The sequence below is a fragment of the Pedobacter indicus genome, assembly GCF_003449035.1.
Classification (GTDB): domain Bacteria; phylum Bacteroidota; class Bacteroidia; order Sphingobacteriales; family Sphingobacteriaceae; genus Albibacterium; species Albibacterium indicum.
Genome location: NZ_QRGB01000001.1, coordinates 461,861 through 487,899, shown reverse-complemented (window position 1 = coordinate 487,899; position 26,039 = coordinate 461,861). Strand labels below are relative to the sequence as shown.

The window sequence follows — 26,039 nt, the reverse complement described above, 5'->3', positions numbered from 1 at the left end:
AATTAAGATAGAATACAACATATGCTGAGAACTCATACTTGTGGCGAGCTAACCACCGCAGATTTAGGACAAGAAGTAAAACTTTGTGGATGGGTACAAAAGTCACGCGATTTGGGAGGGATGACTTTTGTAGATATGCGTGATCGTTTTGGGATCACACAATTGACGTTCAATTCAGAAGATGACCCTGAACTGCGCGCGAAAGCTAGGGAATTGGGAAGGGAGTTTGTAATTCGTGTAACGGGAATGGTTATCGAGAGAGCAAGTAAAAACTTGAAGATCCCCACGGGGGAAATAGAAATAAAAGTCTCGCAGCTTGAAATATTGAATGAAGCCAAACTTCCTCCATTTCTCATAGAGGATGAAACTGACGGAGGAGAGGAGTTGCGAATGAAGTATCGCTATTTGGATCTCCGTAGAAATCCAATACGTGAGAATATTATTCTCCGACATCAAATAGCACAAGAAATAAGAAAATACCTGGATGCAGAGCAGTTTCTTGAAATTGAAACTCCTGTACTGATTAAATCGACGCCCGAAGGGGCACGAGACTTTGTAGTGCCGAGTCGGATGAATCCGGGTGAGTTTTATGCACTCCCCCAATCTCCACAAACATTTAAACAGTTACTGATGGTTTCGGGTTTTGATCGTTACTTCCAAATTGTTAAGTGTTTTAGAGATGAGGACTTGAGAGCTGATCGTCAGCCGGAGTTTACTCAGATCGATTGTGAACTAACCTTTGTTGAGCAAGAAGATATCTTAAATATTTTTGAGGGGTTGATTAAGCATTTATTCAAAACCGTTAAAGGTGTTGTATTAGGAGATTTTCCACGAATGGAATATGCCGATGCGATGCGGTTGTATGGTTCTGATAAGCCGGATATTCGCTTTGATATGAAGTTTGTTGAACTAAATGATGTAGCGAAGGTATCAGATTTTCAGGTTTTTAACTCAGCAGAGTTGGTTGTGGGTATTAATGCGGAAGACTGTGTTTCGTATACCAGAAAGCAAGTAGATGCATTGATTGATTTTGTCAGAAAACCTCAAATTGGAGCAAGTGGCTTAGTTTATATACGCTATAATGTTGATGGTACTTTAAAATCATCCGTTGATAAATTTTATACCGTAGAGCAATTACGAGCCATTGCAGAAAAAATGGCTGCAAAGCCGGGCGACCTCATGCTTTTGATGGCAGGACCGGCTGATAAAACGCGGAAACAATTGTCTGAGTTACGGTTGGAAATGGCAAGGCTTCTGGGGTTGAGAAATAAAGGAACGTATTCGCCACTTTGGGTTGTTAATTTCCCTCTGCTAGAGTGGGATGAAGAAACTAACAGGCATCACGCGATGCATCACCCTTTTACGGCTCCGAAACCTGAAGACTTGAGCAAGTTGGACAGCGATCCATTAAGTGTTCGCGCTAATGCATATGATATTGTAATCAATGGAATCGAAGTCGGCGGTGGATCGATTCGTATACACGATCAGAAGAGCCAGTCGAAGATGTTCGAGTTGCTAGGGTTCTCTGCTGATGAGGCTAAAGCGCAATTCGGTTTCTTGATGGATGCTTTTACGTATGGCGCGCCGCCTCACGGAGGAATAGCACTTGGGTTCGATCGACTGGTTTCGATTTTTGCAGGTTTGGATTCGATTCGGGATGTTCTTGCTTTTCCAAAGAATAATGCAGGAAGAGATGTTATGATTGACTCTCCGTCGCCCATCACCCAACAACAGCTAAATGAACTTCAAATAAATTTGAAGTAAAGCGAAAAGACCGTATTATGCATAATCGTATTTATGCATAATACGCGAAGGAGATCTCCTTAAAAAGGTAGATCATCATCCTCATTTTGATTTTCTTTGAAGTCAACCGAGGTTTCATTTTCGTTGTTTCTATTGTCAGTCGGTGCCTCAAAATCGCTTTTTCTTCCAAGCATAGTGAAGCTATCCGCTACAATCTCGGTCGTATAGCGCTTTATGTTTTCCTTATCTTCATAAGATCTGCTTCGAATTTTTCCTTCGATATAGACTAACTTTCCTTTATGAAGAAATTTCTCCGCAATTTCGGCTAGCCCTCGCCACATGACTATATTATGCCATTCGGTTTGTTCCATTCGCTTCCCGTCTTTATTATAAGTCTCGGATGTGGCCAAAGGAAAACTTGCTACAGTTACGTTATTGTCCAAGTGACGTATATCGGGGTCCTTTCCTAAATGCCCTACTAGAATAACTTTGTTAATGCCTGACATAATTTAATTGGTTAAGTAAAGAATGATTCAATAAAAGTGTATATAAGCTTTGGTTTAGCTAATTTATCTAAATCTTTTATCAAAACATAATTCCACAATTTATTTTTCATAAGTTGTTCATCGACATTTTTTATCTCGTAGAAACATGCGTATATATTTTGATGACTCAGGATATGCTTGATTGTTCGACTTTTATGAATAATTGTCGTCTCCGTTCCGAAAGCTTCTATATATGGTGCTGATAACTGGATCTGCGTATTGTCCAACGCATTAGCGGTTTCAATTAACGGCAGCTCATACATGTTTTTCCAGATATCATTCTGCGTGCGTTTCTGGACGAGAATTGCGCCATTCTTACGTATAACGAAGTAGTGGAAGTATCGATTTTTACTTTTTGCTGGTTTTAACTTATGAGGGAGTTCTCGGACCGAGTTATTGAGGAACGCATAACAGCTATTTTTTAGCGGACAGATACTGCAGTCAGGGTTCTGAGGTTTGCATTGGAGTGCACCAAACTCCATGATAGCCTGATTGTGGAGGCCGGGATCTTGTTTTGTAAGTACTTCTTGAGCTAAGTTTTGGAACTTTTTTTTGCCTGTTGTTGAGTTAATAGCTTCACTTATGCCAAAGTAACGTGCAAGTACGCGACTAACATTGCCATCTACAACGGCTCTAGGTTCATTATTAGAAAAAGAAGACACAGCGGCGGCAGTGTACTCGCCAATCCCAGGAAGCTTAATGAGTGCGTCATAGCTCGTCGGGAAAACGCCGTTATGGTCTGTAATGACTTTTTCCGCGGCTTTGATCATATTCCTTGCGCGCGAGTAATACCCTAGTCCCTGCCATCGCCGTAATATCTCATCTTCTTTCGCATTAGCAAACTCGAAAATATTGGGGTAGTCCTTCTGAAAAGTACAAAAATATGATAAACCTTGATTTACACGTGTTTGCTGCAGAATAATTTCAGACAACCAGATAATATAGGGGTCTTTTGTTTCACGCCAAGGCAAGTCACGTTTATTTTGTTCATACCATTCAATGATAATCCGCGAGAAATCCATGTGCAAAAATTGCAAATAAATTTGACCTTTTATTTAATTTTCTTTTGTGTCGACGTTTGCCTGAGTGGTATTTTCTTTGTAATATTTCAAATGCACTTGCTTAGTTGTTGGGTAATAGGAAGTTTCGGGAAATAATTGTTTATTATGATTTTGTTTAATCATTAAAAAGCAATACTTTTGCATCCCGATTCTGTTAATAGAAAATAAGAAAAGCTTAAAAATAAAAATTTAATTAAAAACATGACTAAAGCAGATATTATCACGGAAATATCCAATAAGACTGGATTAGAGAAACAAGATGTGCAAGCAACTGTAGAAGCGTTTTTCAAAGTAGTGAAAAATTCAATGATCGAGGGAGAGAATGTTTATGTAAGAGGCTTTGGAAGTTTCGTTGTTAAGAAACGTGCTCAAAAAACTGCCCGTAATATTTCAAAAAATACGGCAATTATAATTCCTGAGCACTATGTGCCCAGCTTTAAACCTGCTAAAGTTTTTGTAGAGAAAGTGAAATCTGGAAATAAAGTTAAATAAACCATATAAATCTTAGAGAGAATGTTAAACGCTAAACAGATTATCGCAATTGTGGGGGTAGCCGTTCTTATGGTCGTGTTGTTTCTTCAACCTGTGAAGAGTCTGATTAAGGAAGACGAAGCGACTAATGTTGAGTCTGCTTCTGTCTCTAATGCTGATATGTTCTCTCTAGAGTCTGTTTCTGAAATAGCTAAACAAGGTCTAAGTGCTGATCTAACACGGACTATAGAAGACGTAGAAGATGAACTGGCGACTGCGTCGGAGGATGAAAAGTTGACTGTGTATAAAAAACTTGCTACGGTTTGGCTAGATGTAAATAAGCCTATGCCGGCAGCTTATGTTTACGAAGAAGTATCTGAAAAAGAGTCTTCTTTGGAAAACTGGTTGAAAACAGGTGATTTATTTACGGATTCGTATCAACATTTGAGTGATACAGTGATGGCGCCGGTTTTAATGGAGCATGCCAAAAATGCCTACGAAAAGGCCCTTGAATTAGATGAACAGAATTTAAATGCGAAAGCCGGCTTAGCCACGGCGTTAGTAAATGGTGCTACACCGATGGCGGGTATTACCATGTTATTAGAAGTAGTAGAACAAGAGCCGGAGCATTTAAAAGCAAATTATAATTTGGGTTTATTTTCCATGAAATCCAGACAGTTCGATAAAGCTGTTGATCGTTTTAATACAGTCCTTAAGCAAACACCTAATGATGCTGAGGTATGGTTCTATTTGGCGACGAGCTATGAAAATATTGGCTTGAATCAAGATGCTATCCAAGCTTACGAAAAGAGTAAGACTTTAGCTGCTGATCCAAGCTTATCTCAATTCATTGATCGGAAAATCACAGAATTGAGTAATTAATAACATTTAAAGAACATTAAAGAAAATTATTATGCCAAGCGGAAAAAAAAGAAAAAGACATAAAATGTCAACTCACAAACGTAAGAAACGTCTTAGAAAGAACAGACACAAGAAAAAATAGGTCAATTTATTGATATGTTAATCGCCTGTAACCAAAATTTGTTTACAGGCTGTTACATTTCTAAACTATACGTCGGGAGCGTATGCGCTTCCGACTGTGTTTGTATATATAAGTCTTATGGTTTCATCGAAAGTTGCCATCATAGTCCGTGGGCTAAACTCAGATTTCTAATCGTATTTTAGAAACCGTACCGTCATTGGGAGTACGGTCACTGTTATTTAAACCGTTTTCTGAAAGTTAGATGATGTAATGCAACTTTCAAATTCAAAAGCTGTTGGTAAAGGAATTAATCATTGATTCGACACCCGACTCAGGTGTGACGATCGCCTTACTTCAGGATAAGCAGCTTGTTGAGCTTAATACCGAACAAGTAAATAATAATTATGCTGTCGGCGATATTTATCTAGGTAGGATTAAAAAGATCATGCCGGGGTTAAACGCTGCGTTTGTGGATGTTGGCTATTCTAAGGATGCTTTTTTACACTATTTAGATCTCGGTCCACAGGTTCAGACACTCATCAAGCTAACAAAAATTGTGAGAAATGGAGGAGCAAAAGAAAAGCTCCTTACATCTATAAATCTTGAAAAGGATATAAATAAATCTGGCAAAATTTCTGAAATATTAAGCAGAAATATGTTATTGCCAGTGCAAATTGCTAAGGAACCTATTTCAACGAAAGGTCCACGCTTGAGTTCCGACTTATCTATTGCCGGGCGCTTTGTTGTATTAGTCCCTTTTTCAGATGTTGTATCGATATCGAAGAAAATAAAATCAAGTGGAGAACGTAATCGCCTAAAGAAGATTGTTGAAGGAATTAAACCCAAGAATTTCGGCATTATTATACGTACGGTTTCTGAAGGGAAAGGTGTATCGGAAATCGAAAGGGATATTGTAGATCTAGTTTCAAAGTGGGAGAAATTTGTTAAACGCCTGCAATTAGCTGAGCCTAATAACAAGGTTCTTGGCGAAATGGATCGGACGTCGACGATTCTCAGAGATTTGTTGACCGATGAGTTCACACATATTCACGTGAATGATTCATTAATTTTTGAAGAAACACGTGCCTATATTCATGATATTTCTCCTGATCTTGAACGCATCGTTAAATACTATAAACATAAAGAACCGATTTTCGAGCATTTTGGTGTAGAGAAGCAGATTAAATCTGCTTTTGGAAAAACGGTGAACCTGCATGGCGGGGCTTACTTAGTTATTGAACACACCGAAGCATTACACGTGATCGATGTCAATAGTGGTAACCGCACGGCAAACAAAGAGAATCAGGAAGAAAATGCACTGATGGTCAATAAGGAGGCCGCAAAAGAAATTGCACGACAACTGCGCCTGAGAGATATGGGTGGGATCGTTGTGATTGATTTTATTGATATGCACAAGGCTCCTAACCGAAAAGAACTGTTTGAATACTTAAAACAGTGTATGAAGGACGACCGGGCTAAACATACAATATTGCCACCCAGCAAGTTTGGCCTTGTGCAGATTACTCGCCAGCGCGTGCGCCCAGAGATGAATATTGTGACCAACGAAAAATGCCCGGCTTGTGATGGCACAGGCGAGATTCGAGCCAGTATTGTATTAATGGATGATATTGAGAATAATCTCAATTATATTTTAAATGAGCAGAACGAACAAGGAATAACGCTTTGCGTTCACCCCTACATTGAAGCCTACATAAAAAAAGGAATTCTATCAAAGCGAGTGCAGTGGTTCTTTAAGTACAATAAATGGATTAAGGTAAAGAGTATTGGTTCTTATTACTTAACGGAGTTTCACTTCTTAAATAATAAAGATGAAGAGATAAAACTCTAAAAATCATGGCAAAGGCGCGGACAACTTATTTCTGTCAGAATTGTGGTTTCGAAAGTGCGAAATGGCTAGGGAAGTGTCCGTCGTGTAGCCAATGGAATACGTTCGTTGACGAGGTCGTCGAAAAAGTCGGTACGAAAATTCCAGATTGGCGAACCGAGAAATCCAGTAATACACGTACTTCTAAAGCAGCAGCTATTCACTCTATTATTTATAAAGAAGAGGAAAGGATAGAAACGCCAGACGAAGAGCTTAACAGGGTGCTAGGAGGTGGAATTGTTCCAGGTTCGTTGGTTTTGATAGGTGGTGAGCCTGGAATTGGTAAGTCGACCTTAATGCTTCAATTAGCATTAACACTGCCGAGGTTGAAAGTGCTTTATATTTCTGGCGAGGAAAGTGATCAGCAAATAAAAATGCGTGCTGAACGTATCCTCCAGTCGTCAAAGGCTTCATGCTATATCCTCACTGAGACATCTACTAAAAATATTTTTAAACAGATAGAAAAGGTTGAGCCGGAACTTGTAATTGTAGATTCGATCCAGACATTGCATTCTGCACATATTGATTCGTCGCCAGGCAGTGTTTCACAAGTTCGGGAATGCACTGCTGAGTTGCTTCGGTTCGCAAAGGAGACAGGGATCCCTGTCTTTTTAATCGGACATATTACCAAAGAAGGTTCGATAGCTGGTCCCAAAGTGCTTGAACACATGGTTGATACTGTGCTTCAATTTGAGGGTGATCGGCATCATGTTTACCGTATCTTACGGGCCGTAAAGAATCGATTTGGTTCATCATCTGAACTAGGGATTTATGAAATGCAAGGCGCAGGATTACGACAGGTATCCAATCCGTCAGAAATCTTACTGTCACAACGTGAGTCGTCTTTGTCAGGCATTGCGATTGCAGCTATGCTGGAAGGGGTGCGACCAATGTTAATTGAAGTGCAAGCTTTGGTGAGTACTTCTGCTTACGGAACTCCACAGCGATCGACAACCGGATTTGAAGCCAAGCGAATGAACATGTTGCTCGCCGTGCTTGAGAAACGTTTTGGTTTCCGCCTTTCTATTCAGGATGTCTTTCTTAATATTGCGGGTGGTTTAAGGGTAGAAGATCCTGCGATTGATTTAGCTGTGCTAATGGCCATTATTTCTTCGCAGCAAGATATACCACTACCGTCAACCGTAGTTTTTGCGGGAGAAGTGGGTTTGTCTGGGGAAATCCGGGCGGTAAACAGAATCGAACAAAGAATAACCGAAGCTGCTAAGCTCGGTTTTGAGACAATCTACTTATCAAAGTACAATTTGAAAGGTCTTGATACGAGCCGCTATCAAATAAGAATCGTGGCACTTTCAAAAGTCGAAGAATTATTTCAGCAACTTTTTGGATAAAAAAAAGGAGCGACTCATTTTTGATAACATGAGCCGCTCCTTTTATTCTTATCAGTAAATAATCTATTTACTTAAATACATTGATTTCTTTGCATTTAGCTCTCGGAACCTTTCGTCGTTCAAATCTTTGATGAAAAGTATTGATTCACCTGTTGATTTCATTTCTGGTCCCAATTGCTTGTCAACATCAGGGAATTTATTGAATGAAAATACAGGTTCTTTAATAGCAAACCCTTTAAGTTTCCTCTCTATTTTAAAATCTTTCAACTTATTGGCTCCTAGCATTACCTTTGTCGCAATGTTGATGTATGGCACATCATAAGCTTTCGCTATAAATGGAACCGTTCTCGATGCCCTTGGATTCGCTTCAATTACATAGACTTTTTCATCTTTGATTGCAAATTGAATATTTAATAGACCTCTAACATTTAAGGCCTTTGCAAGCTTAATCGAGTATTCTTCCATTTGTTTCATTACTGAATCCGAAAGACTATATGGTGGTAATACAGCATTTGAGTCGCCTGAGTGAATACCAGCCGGTTCAATATGTTCCATCAGACCGATGATATGGACGTCCTCACCATCAGAAATTGAATCTGATTCTGCTTCTTCCGCACGATCTAAGAAATGGTCGATCAGGACACGGTTTCCTGGGAGACTCCTTAAAAGCTTCACAACAGCCTTTTCTAAGTCTTCATCATTGATTACGATGCTCATGCCTTGGCCTCCCAATACGTAACTAGGTCTTACGAGAACAGGGTAGCCTACTTCATTGGCGACTTTTAGCGCCTCTTCGGCACTCTCAGCTACTCCATATTTAGGATATGGAATATCCAGCTCTTTTAATAAATCAGAAAAACTTCCTCGATCCTCTGCCAAATCCATATCGGCAAAGGATGTTCCGATGATTTTTATTCCATGTTCGTGTAGCTTTTCAGCCATTTTTAAGGCTGTCTGTCCACCTAATTGAACAATTACCCCTTCTGGCTTTTCAAGTTCAATAATTTCTCGAACATGTTCCCAGAAAACAGGTTCGAAATATAGCTTATCGGCCATATTGAAATCTGTCGAAACAGTTTCCGGATTACAATTGATCATAATCGCTTCATAACCTGCTTCTTTCGCAGCAATCAGCCCATGGACACATGAGTAGTCGAATTCGATCCCCTGGCCGATTCTATTTGGGCCGGAACCTAGAACAATTACTTTTTTTCGATCACTCACAATCGACTCATTTTCATCCTCGAATGTTGAGTAGAAATATGGAGTCAGCGCCGGAAACTCCGCCGCACAGGTGTCGACCATTTTGTAGACACGAGTGATATTGAGTACTTTTCTTCGTTGATAAACATCCTCTTCTGTTACATTTCCGAGGAGCCAGGCTAGCTGTCCATCTGAGTATCCTTTTTGCTTCAGAGTAAGAAAGAACTCTTTAGGAATATTATTTAACTGATAACGTTTTAACTCTGTTTCAAGGTGAACAAGTTCCTGTATTTGCTGAAGAAACCATTTATCAATAAGCGTTGCCTTACGAATAGATTCAAGTGGTACGCCCATTTCAAAAGCGTCCTTGATGTGGAAAAGCCGATCAGAGCTCGGATGTTCCAGGCTATGCATAATCTCCTCTAAGTTTCTACTTTGCTTACCATCGGCTCCTAAGCCCAACCGGTTGGTTTCAAGACTCTGGCAAGCTTTCTGAAGCGCCTCGATAAAAGTGCGGCCGATTGCCATAACCTCACCTACTGATTTCATCTGCAAACCTAACTCCTTGTTTGCTCCCTTAAATTTGTCAAAATTCCAGCGGGGCACCTTAACGATTACATAATCAAGACTCGGTTCGAAATAGGCAGAAGTTGTTTTGGTGATTTGATTCTCAATTTCATCTAAATTGTAACCGATAGCTAACTTAGAGGCAATCTTAGCAATAGGGTAGCCCGTCGCTTTTGATGCCAGCGCAGATGAGCGCGATACCCGTGGGTTAATTTCGATTGCAATGATCTCTTCAGTCGCTGGATTTACAGAAAATTGTACATTACAACCGCCTGCAAAGTTTCCTATGGCTCTCATCATTCGGATTGCCTGGTCGCGCATTTCTTGATAGCAACGGTCGCTTAACGTCATGGCCGGTGCTACGGTAATTGAGTCACCTGTATGTATACCCATTGGGTCGAAGTTCTCAATGGTACAGATAATAATAACGTTATCATTATTATCTCTCAGAAGTTCAAGTTCGAACTCTTTCCAGCCCAATACTGCTTGTTCTACAAGCACTTCGTGCGTTGGAGAGGCTTGAAGCCCCCGGCTAAGCGCACCTTCGAAGTCTTCCTTTTTATGTACAAATCCACCACCGGTACCGCCTAACGTATAAGATGGGCGTATTACTAATGGAAATCCAATTTCTTGTGCAGCTTCCTTCCCTTCTAGAAAAGAGTTAGCTATTTTCGAAGTGGCTACACCAACACCGATATCCACCATCAATTGTCTGAACTCTTCGCGGTTTTCGGTCTTTTCAATCGCTGCGACGTCGACCCCAATAATATCAACGTTATATTTAGACCAGATACCTCGTTCGTCAGCCTCAATACAAAGATTCAATGCCGTTTGTCCGCCCATAGTAGGCAAAACGGCGTCAATCTGTCGTTCTGATAAAATTTGCTCAATGCTCTCGCAGGTGAGAGGAAGAAGGTAGACATGGTCGGCAATAACCTTGTCGGTCATGATCGTTGCCGGATTGGAATTAATGATGGAAACCTCAATGCCTTCTTCCTTTAGAGAAAGCGCAGCCTGAGATCCCGCATAGTCGAACTCACAAGCTTGACCGATGATTATTGGTCCAGAACCAATAATTAAGATGGAGCGGATAGAAGTGTTTTTTGGCATTTTAAATATTAAAAGTACAAATCTCTTAGATAAGCGTCGGATTTGTTCTTTATTTCTGAAAGGAAATTCCGACAGCTGTGTCGGAGTGCAAAGATAATAGATTCTATTCTGATTCCGATAAAAAAAAGGAATAAATCCAGAAACTCTTTTGCCCTCTTTCGTTTATTCTATACCAAATCGTACCTTGCAGTTCATATGTCAGCGGATAAAACCATCAAAATAGCTATTGTCGGACCTGAGTCAACGGGTAAATCTGCTATGGCGGTTCAGCTTGCGGAAGCTTTTGATACGATCTACATTCCTGAATTTTCTCGTGAATATTGCAAAGGCCTTAATCGCAACTATACTTTAGAAGATGAAGTTAATATCTTTTGGGGGCAGCTCGCGTTGGAGGATGAAATGATTCAGCAAGCTCGAAATGGAATCGTATTTTGTGATACCATGGTGCTTACAGTAAAAATCTGGAGTGATTATTTATTCGCCGGAACACCTTCCAATGTATTGGCGGCTCTTGCTGAACAGCATTATGACCTTTATTTACTGATGGATATTGACTTGCCGTGGGAAGATGATGAATTACGTGATTTCCCAAACCTTCGGGAATATTTTATGGAAGTCTGGCATAAAGAATTAAAATCAATTTCGGCTAATTACCGCGTGGTATCAGGTTTGGGAGAGCAACGATTTAAAAATGCAAAACAAATTGTTGATGAGTTCTTGCTGAAGGTTAAAGGCGATTGCTATCCAAATCAAACAAGCCTTTCTTGAGGGTAAAAACCACGTATTCCTGGTTCCGGCGAAGGCGTTCAGCAAGACGTTGAACCAGTTCTGCTTCGTCTCCTGGCTGAAATGCAAGATCTGCCGCACTTAAATGGTTGTATTTACGCAAGAGTTTTAGTTTTAACTTATCCCACTGTTCGGCTGTGATATTTAGATCTTTCATGTTATACAGATATTTAAGCAAAAGTAGGTAAAAAGCAAATGGAAGTCAATAGACGCGGCTTGTTCTCATCACACGCTAATCAAAAAGATTTACAGTCAAGTTTTAGGCGCGAATTTTGCTTCTATTTGAGATTAAAAACAAAAATCTTCAATCATGAAAAAAATTTTTCTTAGCCTTATTTTATTAGTTGGAACAACGATGATTGCTTCCGCACAGCTTTTGCCTTCAATTCAATTTGGATTAAAAGCGGGAGCTAACTTTTCGAATTTAAATGACATTTCACTGGATACGAAAACCCGGACCGGACTTTTAGGCGGTGTTTGGGCTCGTGTTGGTGGGGCAGGGCTGCATTTTCAGCCGGAATTATATTTCACAAGCAAAGGGTCTGAAGGTGATGAGGGAACGTCTAAATTCAGTACACTCGACCTGCCACTTCTATTAGGTACGCGGATAGGTTTGGGGCCAATAGCCGGTCGCGTTCAAGTTGGGCCGGTGGTTTCATTCGTTTTAGATGAAGAAAACTCTTTCGGTGAAAATCTAGGACAAGTCACTAAATTCGATGAATACAAGAATCAAACTTTTGCATTAACTGGTGGTGTAGGTGTTGATATTATGAAATTCAGGGCAGATTTACGTTATGAGCACGGTTTGAGCGATGTATACGATAATGAAGATAATGATAACGGGAAGCTTAAGCTTTGGACATTGAGCATCGGGTATAGGCTGTTCTAGTCGTAGAGAATTGACAATCCACTAGAGTAGGGAAGCCGATGAAACAACCTCATCGGCTTCCCTACTCTAGTGGATTGTTTTTGTGAAATGCCCCTTCCTTTTGTAATCGCTCCAATCTTTTTTCAGCAATTTTATTGGTTTCGTAAATTTTGACAGTGATGAGAAAATAAGAAAGTAGTAGAGGACCATACACCAAACCCATCAAACCAAATAATGGGATGCCAATTATTACCCCGATAATCGTGATGATCGGATGAATATTTCCAACTCTTTTAGCGATGACCAAGCGCAGCACATTATCAATATTTGTGATGATAATGAACCCAAACAACAACATCCCGATGCCGTCGAAGCTGTTTCCCTGAGCGATTGCCAAGAGACTAGCGGGGACGAATACGAGAGGCGCCCCTAGCACTGGAATAAAAGAAAGAATAGCACAGATTATTCCCCAAAAGACCGGATCGTCAAAGTTAAATATAACATAACCAAGTGTTACCAACGCGCCTTGAAGCATAGCTATAAACCCCTGCCCTAGGACATTGGAATACGTTATATTTCTGAGTTCACGCCCAAAGCGAAGTGCATTTTCCTGTCTAAATGGCGAATAACGGAGTAAACCAGCTTCGAACTGTTTGTATTCAACGAGAACAAAATAAAGTAAGAAGTACATAACGGAAAGACTCAATACAAGATCCGCGGCACCGCTTAATAACGAAGTAAATATGCTTCCTGCCGAGTTGACAATATTACGCAGTCCATCAGCCATGAGGTCCGGTTGTCCCAGTTTATCTCCAGCAAATTCATTGATTTTATTGATCGTCTCCTGTATCCACTGTGTGTTTTCCTGAAGTTTTCCAACTTTGGTGATAACCATAGAACTTACCCCGAGAATTGGAAGTACTATTACCAAAAAAGAAAATAGTATAATAAAAATTGCAGCTACACTTCGTTTCCATTTCCATTTTAATACTAAATGCAGTAGAATCGGACGGAAAATAGTGTACATTACCATCGTGCCTAGTAAAGCACCAAAGATCCCTCGTATAGAATAAACAATAAAAGCCCCTAGGACGATCAGAATGCCTAAGGTCAGTAAATTTCGTTCTTTAGAGTTATATAATGGTATCGGCATCCTCGATTGTTATTAATTATTTTTTATTGAAGTCAGGCTTTCTTTTCTCAAGGAAAGCACCTACACCTTCCTTGAACTCGTCTGTACCGAAACGTTTTGAAAACTCTTCAATCTCTGTTTCATACCCTGAGTTGCTTTGCGATGCATTGATCGCTTTTATGGCCCCTGCAACCGCTTTGGGTGATTTGCTCTTAATTGTGTCTAACAGTTCGTTGGTCTTTTTCATTAACTCCTCTGGAGCGACCACATGGTTTACCAAGCCGAGCTCATATGCACGATCTGCAGAAATCATCTCGCCCGTTAAAATAAACTCCATAGCTAGACCTCTGCCAATAAGCTGAGTCAATCTTTGCGTGCCGCCGTATCCAGGAATCAGCCCTAAAGATACCTCAGGCAGACCAAGCTTAGCTGTTTTGCTAGCGACGCGAATATGGCAGGCTAATGCAAGTTCCAGTCCTCCTCCAAGTGCATATCCGTTGACAGCCGCGATAATCGGCTTGTGTGCATTGTGTATAACGTCGAATACTTTAGATTGGCCTTCTGAAGCGAGTGCTTTCCCTTCTTCAGCATCATAATTCGAAAACTCGGAAATGTCTGCCCCGGCAACAAATGATTTTGTCCCTGAACCTGTAAGTACAATTGCGAAAATACTTTCCTCTCGCAACGCCATGGTAATTGCATGGTGGAGCTCATTGAGAGTCGATTTGTTCAGAGCGTTTAATTTATCCGCGCGGTTAATGGTTATAAAGCATGTTGATCCTTCAATTGCAATCATCAAATTCTTGTATTCAGTTTGAATCATAATAGTTTTTCCCTTTAAGTGTGAGCTGAATTCTTAATAATTTCTATTTTCTGCCACCCAGACTCTCACATAATCCACAATATCAGCCATTGTTGAACCAGGGGCAAATAGTTTGCCAACTCCTAATTTCTGTAACACCTGCATGTCATCTTCTGGAATGATCCCACCACCTGTCAATAGCACATTATCGAGCCCTTTTTCTTGCATTAATTCGATGATCTTTGGAAAAACAGTCATGTGAGCTCCTGATAGAATAGATATTCCTATAGCATCTACATCTTCTTGCAGGGCGGCGTTTACAACCATCTCAGCAGTCTGGCGTAACCCCGTATATATTACCTCCATCCCCGCATCCCGCAACGTTGTAGCGATAACTTTTGCCCCCCTATCATGGCCATCCAAGCCTACTTTAGCCACTAATACGCGTATGGGTCTATTTAATTCTGTTGACATAGGTTTTTTGTCTAAAGTTAAAGATTTTATATGAAAATTCGTTGACTGAAAAATGATCCTTATGTCATTGCAAAGTGATTTTATTTCTTATTTATATAGCAAATTACTTAATAGTTAGAAAAATGTTTGTTCAACTCGTTTTATTTTCTTTATCTTTGTGTCCGACCAAAAGAAAACGGTTATGAAGAGATTAAAATTGGTTACAGTTCCAGGGATGATATTGGTAGTTATTGCTATCCTAACCCTCAGTTGGGTTCCCGTAAACCCTGAGAATGTTGAAATAAAAAGGGAAGAAAAACTCACCTTGTCGTCAGAAATGCTGCTTGAGCAGCACGCTTCTACGATTTATAGAGAGGCGGAACTACACGAAAAAGGCCTTAAATTCGAGGTGTTCGAAAAAGCTTATATTGGATATTTAAATCTACAGGGGAGTAAACACACAAGTTTACAGTCGCATGTTTTATCTATTGCTGATTTTAGCCAATCCAGTAAGAAGAAGCGTTTGTGGATTGTTGATTTAAATAACTCGCGCCTGATTCTTAATACCTGGGTCTCCCATGGCCGTGGTAGTGGCGGAGAGATGGCAACCAAATTCTCGAATACCAACAATTCTCATCAGAGCAGTTTAGGCTTTTATTTAACAGGAGAGGTATATTACGGAAAACATGGTCGCTCCCTTCGTCTAGATGGTATGGATTCAGGATTCAACGACAATGCCCGTCAACGTGCAATCGTCCTTCACGGTGCATCGTATGTTAGTCAATCGGCAATCAACAGCTTAAACCGATTAGGGTTGAGTCATGGGTGCCCCGCTGTTCCGTTAGAGTTAACAGATGAGATAATCGATGTCATCAAGAACAAAACAGTATTTTACATTCATGCAGATTATCCATCTTATCGGTCAGTCTATTTGAACACAGAGAAGGCCGGTCGTACACTGATTGCTTCCTCCAATCCCGATGAAGATATCTATAGCGGAATATAATAGATATAATGGAAAAGCTGGATATCTGAAAAGTGTCTGAAAAGTACCGGAATATGGAGGCTTAATCCCTTACATATATGAATAAATCACCCGATCCAAACCATATACATCTGGGTAAAATATAAGCGCGTTGTCTTTACGTTCGACTGTCGCATAATCGAGTACGACCTGAACTTGCGGACTGAGTTCAATATCTTTTGCGTTCTCTTGTTCGTCAGATTCCATATCGCCCTTAATGGTTTCGAATTTGTTGCCTGTACCAAACAGAGCCTTAGCCAATACAAGGGGCTCTGCTACGCGGACACAACCATGGCTGGAAGCCCGGATGTCTCTGTCGAACGCAGCCTGAGCAGGCGTATCATGCAAATAAACGCTGCTATTATTTTTGAACAGAAATTTAATTTTTCCAAGTGCATTTTCGTCTCCAGGTCTCTGTCTAAAGCGAAATGGTAGATTATCCGGCGAATATGACGACCAGTCGATATTTTCTGGATTCTCAATCACTTTACCATTCTGTAGAACATCGATACCGGCATTGGACAAATAAAAACGGTCTGCTTGCACATGTTTTAAAATTTCCTTCCCGGCGATGCTTTCTGGAATATTCCAAACCGGATTAACCTGTACACTATGTATCATACTGCTTAATATCGGCGTCTCGTGCGAATGGGGCTTATCTTTAATTCGCTCACTTTCAGAAAAGCCAGCTTTGTTGTTATTGTTTCTTCCCGTTCCCACAACTGTTTTCATACTTTCCACTAGGTCCCCATTTTTATAGATATCTAAGCGGTACGCGGGGATATTTACATAAATTAACTCGTTGCTATCGATATCATGTTGCCATCTAATTCGCTCCATATTTACTTTGATCGTTTTAATCCGGTCCCCATCCCCGTTTTCTGATTGAAGAGCCTGTTGCAGTAACGAGTAAATAGAAGATTTTGGTTGGACACTGTCCAATAGCGTTTTCAAATTATTGCTGCTCAAGACGTCGTTTATGAAGCCCGAATCAGCTTGTTTCGTCTCCATGTAATATCGAGACATCAATTTATTAGGGTTTAGTGTTCCAAATTGGAGAGCAGAGCTATAACTAATCAGGGCATCTGCTGTAGTGAGCTCAAGCAGCGCTACTTGTTGATAAGCTTCATCGGTCGATTGTATTCCATCTTTAGAGTGGACCAAATCGTACAATGCACGATACTCGTTCCCGTTAAAATAGTTGGCTTCCAAACCATGCTCTGGAGCTGCTGAAAGATGCTCAGCCAAAATATTCAGATTATCTTCCGGTAGAAATTTTTTAAGAAGTGTAGCTTGATAGCCATTGTTTCTATAATAATTGGTTAAAAAGTTTTTATTCTTCAGGTTCCCTGATTCGATGATGCTTTTTATCGACGCGCTGAGCTTCGTTTCATCGATATCTTTGTAGACCTTGTTTTTTGTTTCTTTAAAAAGAACACGGTCTACTGTTGCTTCCCGATTACATGAAGTGATCAAAATTGCGAGGACTAAAATTCCAACGAGAATAGTTTTGGTATTTTTAAATAGCATCATCTTTTGTTATTGTCTTTAGTATGTAAGCATATATGCAATAACATTGCCATTTTCTATTGCCTGGTTTCAGCGATTCGGAATCCGACATCATGAATACCTTCCACCGGGTTCGCCCTCATATTTTGTTTAATTGAAAAAATATAAGTACCTGAATCAGGGAACTGATAATCGCTCAGAAATCGAACTTGCTGGGAGTAAATAGTTCCTGACCCATTGCCCCTCCATAAACCTTCGCCGTTAGTCATTTTTATCTTAACACTATAATTGAATCTGCTACTATCAGGGTTTTTTTGTTGGATTTGTAAATATAAATCTGAAAACTGAAAATCAATCGAGTTTCGAAGATTCAGAAAAAGATCATAGCTTGTTGCAGGCTGGTCTACTTTAACAGTAAAATACTGTTCTTGTTCACGAAACCAACGGCGCTCAGTGATGTTTTTATTCTGATCGATCAAAGGTTGATCCTTACAGGCAATTAAGCCACAAAAGACTAAAGTATACAGCCATATCGTCTTAGCCCTCATTCGATTTATCTGATTTGCCATTGCCTTTGCGCTTAGGCTTAGAATAACGTTTCTTTCTTCGCTCAGGCTTTCCCTCAGTTGTATTTGCCGAACTCTGCATGGTTGAACTTTTCACATTCTTTTGCTGTTCGCCGTTCTTTGGTTTGTCCCCGCGTTTACGGTTTCGATTCTTATTCCGGTTCCCTTTTCTTTTTGGTTTTTGATCATCCAGCCGAGTTAGGCTATCTTGGCCGACAACATTTTCATAGTCGTAGGTACGCTCCTTCTGCTTTACTTCAACCTCCGGCGTCATATCCTTTATATCCTCCGGCTTGTTTCCAAGCAGGTTCTCTTGCTGAATCTCTTTAACCCGGTCAATCGGCAGTGGAATCCAACTATCGTCACCCTGATAGCTGAACCACATGAGTTTTTTGAAGATATCCGTTTTTTGAAGAAAAGCAAACCCTCGTTGTGTCTCCAATTTATTAATATCCGTTGGAATGTCTTTTAGGGCATCCATATAGGTATCAAGTTCATAATTCAGGCAGCATTTTAATTTTCCACACTGCCCGGCTAGTTTCAATGTATTCAATGAAAGATTCTGATAACGTGCTGCGGACGTTGATACCGTTTTAAAATCCGTGAGCCATGTAGAGCAGCATAACTCGCGTCCACATGATCCAATGCCTCCTAAGCGACTGGCTTCTTGTCGCATTCCAATTTGCCGCATTTCAATTCGGATATGAAAAGCTTCAGCCATTCTCTTTATCAGTTCACGAAAATCCACTCTGCCGTCGGCAGTATAATAAAAGGTTGCTTTTGTTTTATCCCCCTGGTAGTCCACATCACTGATCTTCATTGAAAGACCCAGTTCTAAGGCCAGCGTGCGCGCCCTGTGCATAGTTTCCCATTCCAGATCTTTTGCAGCTAGGTATTTGTCTATATCAGCTTGCGAAGGTTTCCGGTAGATTACCTTTGTCACAGACTCTTCCTGTACTTTATTCTTTTTTAATTGAAGTCTTACCAATTCACCCATCAGCGAGATATGACCTACATCATACCCGCCTGTAGATGACTCTACAACTACAATCTCACCCATTTCAAGGTACAAATTGTCCTTGTTAATGAAGAATTCTTTTCTAGAGCCTTTAAATCGAACCTCAACAATGTTGAAGGGTTTATAGTTAGAAGGCAGGTCCATATCGGCCAGCCAATCGTAAACATCTAATTTATTACACCCATTCGTCGGGCAGCTACCATTCCCTTGGCAGCCCTTCGGAGTACAACCTCCTCCGGATGAACAACTACTACATCCCATGTTTTTATATATATAGAGTCCCTTTCGGGAACGTTTGATATTCTAAAAATAAAACTAATTGCAAAGATACATCTAAAAATAAGATTTTCGGATTTGCATTCCGTTCAATATGATAGCTAGCCTTTTCAAACTCAGCGATAACTGCTTCAATCTGCTGATGATTATACATGCTGCTAAACTTTTCTGCAAAGGCGTTTTCCAGTTCAGGAAGATTGACCAATTCTGTTAAACCTTCTTTAAGCAGAAGCGATTCTCGCATCATGTTTATCGCATAAAGTAAAAAGCTTTTTTGATTCTCACGACCTAATTTAGACAAAGTTCCATCAACAAAGGATATTATTTCCAAACCTTTTTCACGTGCACACACATTCATCCAGCTTCTCAACAGTTCGAAGTGGTTGCTCTTTTCCTCTCCTATCAGCCCTTGCGTTCGTTGGATATTACCTTCACTAAGGTAGGCAATTTGCTCCGCGCGTTCTTCATCAAGCCCTTTTTTCGTAATTAGATATTGTGCAACATCCGCTTCCGTCAGTTTGTTCACCTTCACGAGTTGCGTTCTCGATAAGATAGTTGTCAGTATTTGGTCCTGATTTTCGCTTACTAATAAGAAAAGAGTTTTCTCAGGAGGCTCCTCAATCAGCTTAAGCAGTGCATTTCCCTGCTTGTCCAAATATTCAGGGAGCCACATGATGAGCACTTTATATCCTCCTTCAAAGCTCTTTAGACTTAATTTCTTAATAATACGGTGACACTCCGCAATATTAATATTGGCCTGTTTCTTTTCTTCTCCGACCGCATGGCGCCAATTATCAAGATTCAGGTAGGGGTTCTTCAAATAGGCAGACCGCCACTGTTCGATGTAATTAATAGCCGTCTCATCTGCTTTTTTTGCAAAAAACGGGTAGGATAAATCCAGATCTGGATGGATCAGCTTACTGTACTTCCTGCATGTCCCACATTCTCCGCAGCTATCATCGTCCATTTTGTTTTCACAACTTACATACTGTGCATAAGCATGTGCCAAAGCCAAACTGCCATAGCCCGTAGACCCCAGAAACAACTGAGCATGACTCACACGGTTCTCCTTAACAGTCTGTATCAATCGTTTCTTTAAAGCCTCTTGGCCGCTTATCTCGCTGAATTGCATTGGCTACCGAAGTTTGGTTTAATAAGTAAGCTGTATATTTGCATCCAAACAAAGATAATAAAAATGAGGATAATGGCTTTTGATTACGGGACAAAACGGATTGGCATTGCCGTTACCGACCCCCTGCAAATTATTGCCACAGCGCTGACAACCATTCATCCGAATGAGATCATATCCTTTCTTAAACAATATCTGACAAGCGAATCTGTAGAAAAATTTATTGTCGGTAAACCGTTGCGAATGGATGGAAGCGACTCACAATCAGCGCCACACGTAAAAGGTTTCATTCGAAGTCTCAAAAAGAATTTTCCAGAGATACCCGTTGTTACAATTGACGAACGTTTTACATCAAAGATGGCATCTTCAGTAATTGCCCAAAGCGGGATGGGGAAGGGCAAAAGACAAGAAAAATCACTTGTTGACAAAGTTTCCGCGGTAATTATCTTGCAAAGCTATATGGAAAGTTCTTATCTTCATTAGGTTTTAATTATTATTTTTGCCCCCTATGGAGTTGTTTACTGATAGTCTAACGAGCTATATAGAGAACCACACAGACCCTGAAAATGATCTCTTAAGGCGCATAAGCCGGGAAACCTATCTAAAAGAGACCAGGGCGCATATGCTGTCCGGCCATTTACAAGGTCGGGTACTGAGCCTGTTGAGTAAGCTTATTTCGCCAAATACCATTCTCGAAATCGGTACTTTTACCGGTTATGCTACCTTGTGTCTTGCTGAAGGGTTAAAAGCAGGGGGTACTCTTCATACAATTGATATTAACGAAGAGTTGGAAGATCGCGTACGCGCTTATTTCCAGGAATCACCTTATGCTGAGCAGATTGAATATCATCTGGGGAATGCGATGGATATTATACCCACACTCAAGCAGTCTTTCGATCTGGTATTTATTGATGCAGACAAAAAAAATAATATAAACTATTATAACCTCGTTATTGATAAAGTTCCTGCTGGAGGACTAATACTGATTGACAATGTTTTGTGGAAAGGGAAAGTGCTCCAAGAAGATTACGACAAACAAACTGAACTCATTTTAGAACTTAATAAACAAATAGCGGCCGATCCGCGTGTGGAAAAAGTTATCCTGCCCCTTCGGGATGGGCTTTTTCTCATACGGAAGCTATAGATAAAACGAACGAAAAATGAACGTTGAGAAAAATTTACGAACAGTCATCGCCTTTGTCATCGCCATGGCGATTTTCCTGCCCAGCCTTTCGTACGGTCAGAAGCGCATAACAGCGGAAGACTACATTGAAAAACATAAAGATGCCGCTATCAGGTATATGAAGGAGTATGGCGTTCCTGCTAGCATTATCTTAGGAATCGCTTACCATGAAAGCGCAGGCGGTAATAGTAAAATCGCACGCTATTTAAACAATCATTTTGGGATTAAAGGAGAGAACAGCAGCACAGAGATCCGCTCTGCCTATAAAGGCTACGACTCTGTAAGCGACTCGTACCGTGACTTTGTAAGACTTATTGAAAGAAGAAAACAATACAACAAGCTAATCGACCGCTACGGTCCGGGCAACTATAAGGATTGGGTGTATGGTATTGCTCGTGGCGGCTACGCAATGAGCCGGACATGGCCTTCGCAGGTTATTGCCATTATCAATAAATATGAGTTGTATGAACTCGATGAGTATACCAATAAGCCAAACGTGCAAACCGCACAGTCAGATTCAGGCGATAATTACAAGGTCAGAAAGGGGGACACTCTTTCCGGAATTGCCAAACGTTACCGTGTCACAGTTGATGAAATCAAAAATAAAAATGGACTAACTTCTTCCAACTTGCAAGTTGGACAAGAGCTTATGCTATAGAGAAAACATATGGGGAAATATTCGGTACTGGTTGTTTTATTATTTTGTCTGACGTCTTGTCTGTCTAAAAAAGACATTGTTCTTCAGGATCCAAACTGGGGGAACGGCCCTTCATCGTCCACTGTCGCTTCGTCTTCATCACCGTCGCCAGTCTTGCCTTCTGATGAAGTTTCGCTGCCTCGCAGCAGCACTGCTGAAGCCTATATCGCCCGCTATAAGAATATCGCTATTCAGGAAATGAACCAGTACGGTATTCCAGCCAGTATCAAGCTCGCACAGGCGCTCCTTGAATCCGGAAACGGTAACTCCAGTTTAGCTCGTAATGCCAATAACCATTTCGGAATAAAAAGCACTTCCTCCTGGCAGGGGAAGACCGTCTTGAAATCTGATGACCGCCCAGATGACCGCTTTCGCGTTTACCGCACAGCTGAGGAGTCGTTCAGGGATCATTCAGAATTTTTACTACGCAAGCGTTACGCCGCTTTGTTTGAGCTGGATCGTGACGACTACAAAGGCTGGGCTCGAGGCCTAAAGAAAGCCGGCTATGCAACCAACCCCCGTTATGCTGAGTTACTCATCAATCTGATAGAACGCTACGATCTACAGCAATACGATCGCTCTGAAACGCCGACTGAAAAATTACACCGCGAAGAAGTTGTCTTGGCAGAGGTGGTTAAGGAAATTCCCGAAGAAGAGAAAAAGGAAATGGCAAAGCCGCCTGTTGCCATGTCTATTCACGAGGTTCGCTCCGGAGACACCTTGATGGCGCTCTCCCGAACCTATTCCATCTCGGTAGAGGATATCAAAACCCTAAACAATCTCAACGGCGATTCACTTAGTCCAGGACAGCTATTATTGGTTTCTAAATAGCTTTTAATTGTTAAAAACTGTAAAAAAGTTTCTCCAATTCATGAAACTTCTTAGTTTTACTCTGTTGAAGCATCTAATTTCCATCGTTTTTTTATTGTTGTGTTCTGGGCTTGTTCTTGCCCAGCAGGAAATCAGTGGAATTATTTATGATCAGGACACAAAACAACGCGTCGCTAAAGTCTATGTCTACAATACAAATAATGATCAGGGTGTTTTCAATAATCTAAAAGGTGAATTCAAGCTGCAAGCTAGCGCTGGCGACGTACTGATTGCCGCTACCGAAGGTTATTTCCCGGACACCCTGCGGGTTCAGGAAGAGAATATCCTTGTTCTTTACCTCAGAAGATCGTCCATTATGTTAAGGGAAGTTAGCGTAGTGGCGCGGAAATCCCCAGAAGAAATACTTGCGCAGAAGAAGGAGGACTATAATGTTGCTTATCGTCGTGGAGACCCCGGCTCTTTGTTGTCGACAGGGCACTCCGGAGCCGGCCTTAGCATTGATGCACTTTATTCAATTTTGAGTCGTGAAGGTAAAAATGCACGGTATTTGCAACAGATCATCGAGCGTGACTATCAAAATGATATTATTGATTATCGCTATACCGCGGATCTTGTACACACTAATACAGGTCTGGAAGGCGATGCATTGAGAGATTTTATGGAGCAATACCGACCGTCTTATTATTTTATTTTGGAAAGTAACGACTATGAGTTAGCCGTATTTATCCGCAGAAACTTTCAACAATATCGTAAGAATCCACATGCGCGGCGCTTGCCTCCGCTAGAGGAAGTTCCGGTGCAAGAGCTTGACGAATTACGAACACCTAAATAACACATAGATAATACAAACCCTTTGCTTATTTTTGCTATATGAAGCACATTTTTACTCTTTCAATTATTGCCCTATTTTTTTGTCAAGGCATTGTTTTCGCACAAGAGCCTGATTTGGATCGACTTCGTCAGGTTCCGGAAACTGAAAGTTTACCTGTTAAAACTCCAGACCTGATCATTGAAAAAGTTGAAATCCCACAAAGCACGCTAGATCTCAAGATTAATTATTGGCGAAACTGGACGACCATCGGGTTGAGCGCCAACCAGGCGTCTTTCAGTGATAACTGGAATGGTGGGGGTGTAAACTCACTGGCATTGGGTGCCAATTTTGATCATAAGTCGGAGTACAATAAAGACAATAAAAATTTCACCACCCAGTTGGTTCTTCGTTATGGGACGATCAAAAACAAAGATCAATTAGCGAAAAAAAGTAACGACCGTATCTTTTGGGACAATAAATTCTCGGTAAAGATGTCGAAGTCTTGGTCATTCTTTGCATCTCTCGCCTGGGAAACCCAATTTATGAAAGGTTATAAATATGGTAAAGACCCAGAAACAGGTCTGGATACGATAGGTGATCTTATATCAAATTTTATGGCGCCGGGCTATTTGACCGAATCCATCGGTATTGAGTTCGCTCCAGACAAAACCTTTTCCGTACGTTTCGGTACAGGTACTGCTCGTCAGACCTTCATTCTAGATGATCGTTTGGTATATGATGATAGAGAGAGTTTTGGTGTTGACACCGGTAAAAACTTTAGGAATGAACTGGCATTTCAGTTGGTTGCCAATCTGAACCGAGATCTGGGAAAAAACTTCAATATCACCAGTCGCTATGCGTATTTTGCGAATTATAATGAATGGTCCGATGCTAGCCACCGTTTAGATGCTACACTTACCGCTCGGGTGAGTCGGGTTATCAATGTTGCTTTTAGTACGATCCTTTGGTATGATAAAAACTTAGTGGAAGAAGGCGAAGACGCATTACAAAGAAGTCAGTCCCTCTCCGTCGGCATTACCTATAAGTTCCCGCGATGATGTTCTCGCGGAATACGTAGGCACACTGTCAGGTAGAGTTAAACATGGGTCAAGAAAAGAAGTCTAAGAGGTTAAGTGATATGAAAATTGAGACGATATGAAGAAGAGCGCGAATCTATTAATTTTTGGATATATTTTATTATTGTTGGTTAGTTCTTGTGCTGCAAAGAAGAATCGATATGCTGAAACCAATAAAGTTCACACCCAACATGTAGAAGAGGCTGCGGAGACCATTAAGAAACCCCTGCCTCCACCACAGCTGCCTCCTCCGGCAACCTCGCCATCACCAGAAGTATTTGTTGCGGATGCAGAAGGCAAGCGTAGTGATCTAGACTGGGTAGGAACTGTTAATTTCGATATGCGTCGCCCAAGCTACGTTATTATCCATCATACAGCTCAGGAAAGTTTGGAGCAGACGGTACGTACCTTTACGTTGGAGCACGCGCAGGTGAGCGCACATTATGTAATCGGTCGCGATGGCCGTACCGTCCAAATGCTCAACGATTATTTAAGAGCCTGGCACGCTGGTGCATCCAGATGGGGTAAGGTGACTGACATGAACTCACAATCTATCGGTATCGAATTAGATAACAACGGTAGAGAACCATTTACCAATGTGCAGATTAACAGCCTTCTCCGTTTATTAGATACATTAAAAACAAACTATCGGATTCCCAAAGAAAATTTTATCGGTCATTCCGATATAGCTCCCACAAGAAAACAGGATCCGAGTGTTCATTTTCCTTGGAAGACTTTGGCCGATCATGGTTTTGGATTATGGTATGAGAATCCGTTGCCTAATCCACCTGCTGATTTTAATCCCTTTATGGCGCTGCAGATCATCGGTTATGATACCCGCAATATTAACGCAGCAATCGTAGCCTTCAAAAGGCATTATATCCAGTCTGATATTAGTCCAGAATTAACACCTTTTGATCGGCGTGTTCTTTACAGTATTTATTTACAGCAAAACTAATTTC

The 26,039-nt window shown here is 40.8% G+C and carries 26 protein-coding genes; 15 read left to right on the top strand and 11 right to left on the bottom strand.

All coding sequences use genetic code 11. The features are described from left to right. The first annotated feature begins 21 nt into the window (after nt 1-21). Entirely contained in the window at nt 22-1,764 is a 1,743-nt protein-coding gene (gene aspS / locus D3P12_RS02310) for an aspartate--tRNA ligase (protein WP_118193473.1), read from the top strand. A 59-nt stretch (nt 1,765-1,823) separates the two neighbouring features. Here aspS and D3P12_RS02305 read toward each other — a convergent pair whose 3' ends face one another. After that, a complete protein-coding gene (locus D3P12_RS02305) occupies nt 1,824-2,249 on the bottom strand; it encodes a single-stranded DNA-binding protein (RefSeq protein ID WP_118193472.1) in 426 nt (141 codons plus the stop codon). 11 nt (nt 2,250-2,260) lie between these two features. Then, entirely contained in the window at nt 2,261-3,310 is a 1,050-nt protein-coding gene (gene mutY, locus D3P12_RS02300; RefSeq protein ID WP_118193471.1) for an A/G-specific adenine glycosylase, read from the bottom strand. Between the two features lie 240 nt (nt 3,311-3,550). On the opposite strand from mutY, the gene D3P12_RS02295 reads away from it, so the two are divergent. The 4 genes from D3P12_RS02295 (at nt 3,551) to radA (ending at nt 8,036) form a co-directional block, all read left to right on the top strand. Continuing rightward, nucleotides 3,551-3,841: an HU family DNA-binding protein gene (locus D3P12_RS02295; RefSeq protein ID WP_118193470.1), complete on the top strand. Its 291-nt coding sequence runs from the start codon at nt 3,551-3,553 to the stop codon at nt 3,839-3,841. 21 nt (nt 3,842-3,862) lie between these two features. Next, on the top strand, nt 3,863-4,702 hold the full coding sequence (locus tag D3P12_RS02290; protein ID WP_118193469.1) for a tetratricopeptide repeat protein: 840 nt from the start codon (nt 3,863-3,865) through the stop codon (nt 4,700-4,702). Nucleotides 4,703-5,097: 395 nt separating this feature from the next. Continuing rightward, nucleotides 5,098-6,651: an Rne/Rng family ribonuclease gene (locus D3P12_RS02285; RefSeq protein WP_118193468.1), complete on the top strand. Its 1,554-nt coding sequence runs from the start codon at nt 5,098-5,100 to the stop codon at nt 6,649-6,651. 5 nt (nt 6,652-6,656) lie between these two features. Then, nucleotides 6,657-8,036 carry a DNA repair protein RadA gene (gene radA / locus D3P12_RS02280; protein WP_118193467.1) on the top strand — a complete coding sequence of 460 codons (1,380 nt, stop codon included), beginning with the start codon at nt 6,657-6,659 and terminating at the stop codon, nt 8,034-8,036. A gap of 63 nt (nt 8,037-8,099) precedes the next feature. On the opposite strand, the gene carB is transcribed toward radA, so the two are convergent. Then, nucleotides 8,100-10,916, bottom strand: a complete 2,817-nt coding sequence (carB, locus tag D3P12_RS02275) for a carbamoyl-phosphate synthase large subunit (RefSeq protein ID WP_118193466.1) — start codon at nt 10,914-10,916, stop codon at nt 8,100-8,102. Nucleotides 10,917-11,111: 195 nt separating this feature from the next. On the opposite strand from carB, the gene D3P12_RS02270 reads away from it, so the two are divergent. Further along, nucleotides 11,112-11,684 carry an AAA family ATPase gene (locus D3P12_RS02270; RefSeq protein WP_118193465.1) on the top strand — a complete coding sequence of 191 codons (573 nt, stop codon included), beginning with the start codon at nt 11,112-11,114 and terminating at the stop codon, nt 11,682-11,684. Here the strand turns inward: D3P12_RS02270 and D3P12_RS02265 are convergent. After that, nucleotides 11,644-11,859 carry a hypothetical protein gene (locus D3P12_RS02265; protein ID WP_118193464.1) on the bottom strand — a complete coding sequence of 72 codons (216 nt, stop codon included), beginning with the start codon at nt 11,857-11,859 and terminating at the stop codon, nt 11,644-11,646. The genes D3P12_RS02270 and D3P12_RS02265 overlap by 41 nt on opposite strands. A gap of 153 nt (nt 11,860-12,012) precedes the next feature. Between D3P12_RS02265 and D3P12_RS02260 the strand changes: the two genes are divergently transcribed. Then, entirely contained in the window at nt 12,013-12,591 is a 579-nt protein-coding gene (locus tag D3P12_RS02260) for a porin family protein (RefSeq protein ID WP_118193463.1), read from the top strand. Between the two features lie 61 nt (nt 12,592-12,652). Here D3P12_RS02260 and D3P12_RS02255 read toward each other — a convergent pair whose 3' ends face one another. Genes D3P12_RS02255 through D3P12_RS02245 form a run of 3 tightly spaced genes read right to left on the bottom strand, consistent with a single transcriptional unit; the run spans nt 12,653 to nt 14,978 of the window. Continuing rightward, nucleotides 12,653-13,723 carry an AI-2E family transporter gene (locus tag D3P12_RS02255; protein WP_118193462.1) on the bottom strand — a complete coding sequence of 357 codons (1,071 nt, stop codon included), beginning with the start codon at nt 13,721-13,723 and terminating at the stop codon, nt 12,653-12,655. A gap of 16 nt (nt 13,724-13,739) precedes the next feature. Then, nucleotides 13,740-14,525 carry an enoyl-CoA hydratase/isomerase family protein gene (locus D3P12_RS02250; protein ID WP_118193461.1) on the bottom strand — a complete coding sequence of 262 codons (786 nt, stop codon included), beginning with the start codon at nt 14,523-14,525 and terminating at the stop codon, nt 13,740-13,742. A 33-nt stretch (nt 14,526-14,558) separates the two neighbouring features. Next, complete coding sequence (locus D3P12_RS02245; protein WP_118193460.1) at nt 14,559-14,978, bottom strand: cobalamin B12-binding domain-containing protein; 420 nt, start codon at nt 14,976-14,978, stop codon at nt 14,559-14,561. 181 nt (nt 14,979-15,159) lie between these two features. Here D3P12_RS02245 and D3P12_RS02240 point away from each other — a divergent pair, with 181 nt between their 5' ends. Next, on the top strand, nt 15,160-15,963 hold the full coding sequence (locus D3P12_RS02240; protein ID WP_118193459.1) for a murein L,D-transpeptidase catalytic domain family protein: 804 nt from the start codon (nt 15,160-15,162) through the stop codon (nt 15,961-15,963). Nucleotides 15,964-16,032: 69 nt separating this feature from the next. Here the strand turns inward: D3P12_RS02240 and D3P12_RS02235 are convergent, their stop codons facing one another. Genes D3P12_RS02235 through D3P12_RS02220 form a run of 4 tightly spaced genes read right to left on the bottom strand, consistent with a single transcriptional unit; the run spans nt 16,033 to nt 20,482 of the window. Beyond that, nucleotides 16,033-17,514, bottom strand: coding sequence for a L,D-transpeptidase family protein (locus tag D3P12_RS02235; RefSeq protein WP_118193458.1), 1,482 nt, complete (start codon nt 17,512-17,514; stop codon nt 16,033-16,035). Nucleotides 17,515-17,567: 53 nt separating this feature from the next. Continuing rightward, complete coding sequence (locus tag D3P12_RS02230; RefSeq protein WP_118193457.1) at nt 17,568-18,059, bottom strand: gliding motility lipoprotein GldH; 492 nt, start codon at nt 18,057-18,059, stop codon at nt 17,568-17,570. Then, nucleotides 18,028-19,335 carry a PSP1 domain-containing protein gene (locus D3P12_RS02225; RefSeq protein WP_118193456.1) on the bottom strand — a complete coding sequence of 436 codons (1,308 nt, stop codon included), beginning with the start codon at nt 19,333-19,335 and terminating at the stop codon, nt 18,028-18,030. The genes D3P12_RS02230 and D3P12_RS02225 overlap by 32 nt, the downstream gene beginning before the upstream one ends. Before the next feature lie 4 nt (nt 19,336-19,339). Further along, the gene (locus D3P12_RS02220; protein ID WP_118193455.1) at nt 19,340-20,482 is read right to left on the bottom strand and encodes a DNA polymerase III subunit; all 1,143 of its coding nucleotides are present in this window, start codon (nt 20,480-20,482) and stop codon (nt 19,340-19,342) included. A 63-nt stretch (nt 20,483-20,545) separates the two neighbouring features. Here D3P12_RS02220 and ruvX point away from each other — a divergent pair, with 63 nt between their 5' ends. The 7 genes from ruvX (at nt 20,546) to D3P12_RS02185 (ending at nt 26,035) form a co-directional block, all read left to right on the top strand. Beyond that, a complete protein-coding gene (gene ruvX, locus D3P12_RS02215) occupies nt 20,546-20,962 on the top strand; it encodes a Holliday junction resolvase RuvX (protein WP_118193454.1) in 417 nt (138 codons plus the stop codon). Between the two features lie 25 nt (nt 20,963-20,987). Then, nucleotides 20,988-21,623, top strand: coding sequence for an O-methyltransferase (locus D3P12_RS02210; protein ID WP_118193453.1), 636 nt, complete (start codon nt 20,988-20,990; stop codon nt 21,621-21,623). Between the two features lie 16 nt (nt 21,624-21,639). Beyond that, on the top strand, nt 21,640-22,320 hold the full coding sequence (locus D3P12_RS02205) for a glucosaminidase domain and LysM peptidoglycan-binding domain-containing protein (protein WP_245977366.1): 681 nt from the start codon (nt 21,640-21,642) through the stop codon (nt 22,318-22,320). Nucleotides 22,321-22,329: 9 nt separating this feature from the next. Then, nucleotides 22,330-23,190 carry a glucosaminidase domain-containing protein gene (locus D3P12_RS02200; RefSeq protein ID WP_118193452.1) on the top strand — a complete coding sequence of 287 codons (861 nt, stop codon included), beginning with the start codon at nt 22,330-22,332 and terminating at the stop codon, nt 23,188-23,190. 40 nt (nt 23,191-23,230) lie between these two features. After that, a complete protein-coding gene (locus tag D3P12_RS02195; RefSeq protein ID WP_118193451.1) occupies nt 23,231-24,022 on the top strand; it encodes a peptidase associated/transthyretin-like domain-containing protein in 792 nt (263 codons plus the stop codon). A gap of 38 nt (nt 24,023-24,060) precedes the next feature. Then, nucleotides 24,061-25,059: a DUF3078 domain-containing protein gene (locus D3P12_RS02190; protein WP_118193450.1), complete on the top strand. Its 999-nt coding sequence runs from the start codon at nt 24,061-24,063 to the stop codon at nt 25,057-25,059. A gap of 97 nt (nt 25,060-25,156) precedes the next feature. Continuing rightward, a complete protein-coding gene (locus tag D3P12_RS02185; RefSeq protein ID WP_118193449.1) occupies nt 25,157-26,035 on the top strand; it encodes an N-acetylmuramoyl-L-alanine amidase in 879 nt (292 codons plus the stop codon). The last annotated feature ends 4 nt before the right edge of the window (nt 26,036-26,039 follow it).

Bases quoted from the DNA above. Each gene is read 5' to 3' on its own strand.
- aspS (WP_118193473.1), top strand. From the start codon at position 22: ATGCTGAGAACTCATACTTGTGGCGAGCTAACCACCGCAGATTTAGGA.
- D3P12_RS02305 (WP_118193472.1), bottom strand. From the start codon at position 2,249: ATGTCAGGCATTAACAAAGTTATTCTAGTAGGGCATTTAGGAAAGGAC.
- mutY (WP_118193471.1), bottom strand. From the start codon at position 3,310: ATGGATTTCTCGCGGATTATCATTGAATGGTATGAACAAAATAAACGT.
- D3P12_RS02295 (WP_118193470.1), top strand. From the start codon at position 3,551: ATGACTAAAGCAGATATTATCACGGAAATATCCAATAAGACTGGATTA.
- D3P12_RS02290 (WP_118193469.1), top strand. From the start codon at position 3,863: ATGTTAAACGCTAAACAGATTATCGCAATTGTGGGGGTAGCCGTTCTT.
- radA (WP_118193467.1), top strand. From the start codon at position 6,657: ATGGCAAAGGCGCGGACAACTTATTTCTGTCAGAATTGTGGTTTCGAA.
- carB (WP_118193466.1), bottom strand. From the start codon at position 10,916: ATGCCAAAAAACACTTCTATCCGCTCCATCTTAATTATTGGTTCTGGA.
- D3P12_RS02270 (WP_118193465.1), top strand. From the start codon at position 11,112: ATGTCAGCGGATAAAACCATCAAAATAGCTATTGTCGGACCTGAGTCA.
- D3P12_RS02265 (WP_118193464.1), bottom strand. From the start codon at position 11,859: ATGAAAGATCTAAATATCACAGCCGAACAGTGGGATAAGTTAAAACTA.
- D3P12_RS02260 (WP_118193463.1), top strand. From the start codon at position 12,013: ATGAAAAAAATTTTTCTTAGCCTTATTTTATTAGTTGGAACAACGATG.
- D3P12_RS02255 (WP_118193462.1), bottom strand. From the start codon at position 13,723: ATGCCGATACCATTATATAACTCTAAAGAACGAAATTTACTGACCTTA.
- D3P12_RS02250 (WP_118193461.1), bottom strand. From the start codon at position 14,525: ATGATTCAAACTGAATACAAGAATTTGATGATTGCAATTGAAGGATCA.
- D3P12_RS02245 (WP_118193460.1), bottom strand. From the start codon at position 14,978: ATGTCAACAGAATTAAATAGACCCATACGCGTATTAGTGGCTAAAGTA.
- D3P12_RS02240 (WP_118193459.1), top strand. From the start codon at position 15,160: ATGAAGAGATTAAAATTGGTTACAGTTCCAGGGATGATATTGGTAGTT.
- D3P12_RS02235 (WP_118193458.1), bottom strand. From the start codon at position 17,514: ATGATGCTATTTAAAAATACCAAAACTATTCTCGTTGGAATTTTAGTC.
- D3P12_RS02230 (WP_118193457.1), bottom strand. From the start codon at position 18,059: ATGGCAAATCAGATAAATCGAATGAGGGCTAAGACGATATGGCTGTAT.
- D3P12_RS02225 (WP_118193456.1), bottom strand. From the start codon at position 19,335: ATGGGATGTAGTAGTTGTTCATCCGGAGGAGGTTGTACTCCGAAGGGC.
- D3P12_RS02220 (WP_118193455.1), bottom strand. From the start codon at position 20,482: ATGCAATTCAGCGAGATAAGCGGCCAAGAGGCTTTAAAGAAACGATTG.
- ruvX (WP_118193454.1), top strand. From the start codon at position 20,546: ATGAGGATAATGGCTTTTGATTACGGGACAAAACGGATTGGCATTGCC.
- D3P12_RS02210 (WP_118193453.1), top strand. From the start codon at position 20,988: ATGGAGTTGTTTACTGATAGTCTAACGAGCTATATAGAGAACCACACA.
- D3P12_RS02205 (WP_245977366.1), top strand. From the start codon at position 21,640: ATGAACGTTGAGAAAAATTTACGAACAGTCATCGCCTTTGTCATCGCC.
- D3P12_RS02200 (WP_118193452.1), top strand. From the start codon at position 22,330: ATGGGGAAATATTCGGTACTGGTTGTTTTATTATTTTGTCTGACGTCT.
- D3P12_RS02195 (WP_118193451.1), top strand. From the start codon at position 23,231: ATGAAACTTCTTAGTTTTACTCTGTTGAAGCATCTAATTTCCATCGTT.
- D3P12_RS02190 (WP_118193450.1), top strand. From the start codon at position 24,061: ATGAAGCACATTTTTACTCTTTCAATTATTGCCCTATTTTTTTGTCAA.
- D3P12_RS02185 (WP_118193449.1), top strand. From the start codon at position 25,157: ATGAAGAAGAGCGCGAATCTATTAATTTTTGGATATATTTTATTATTG.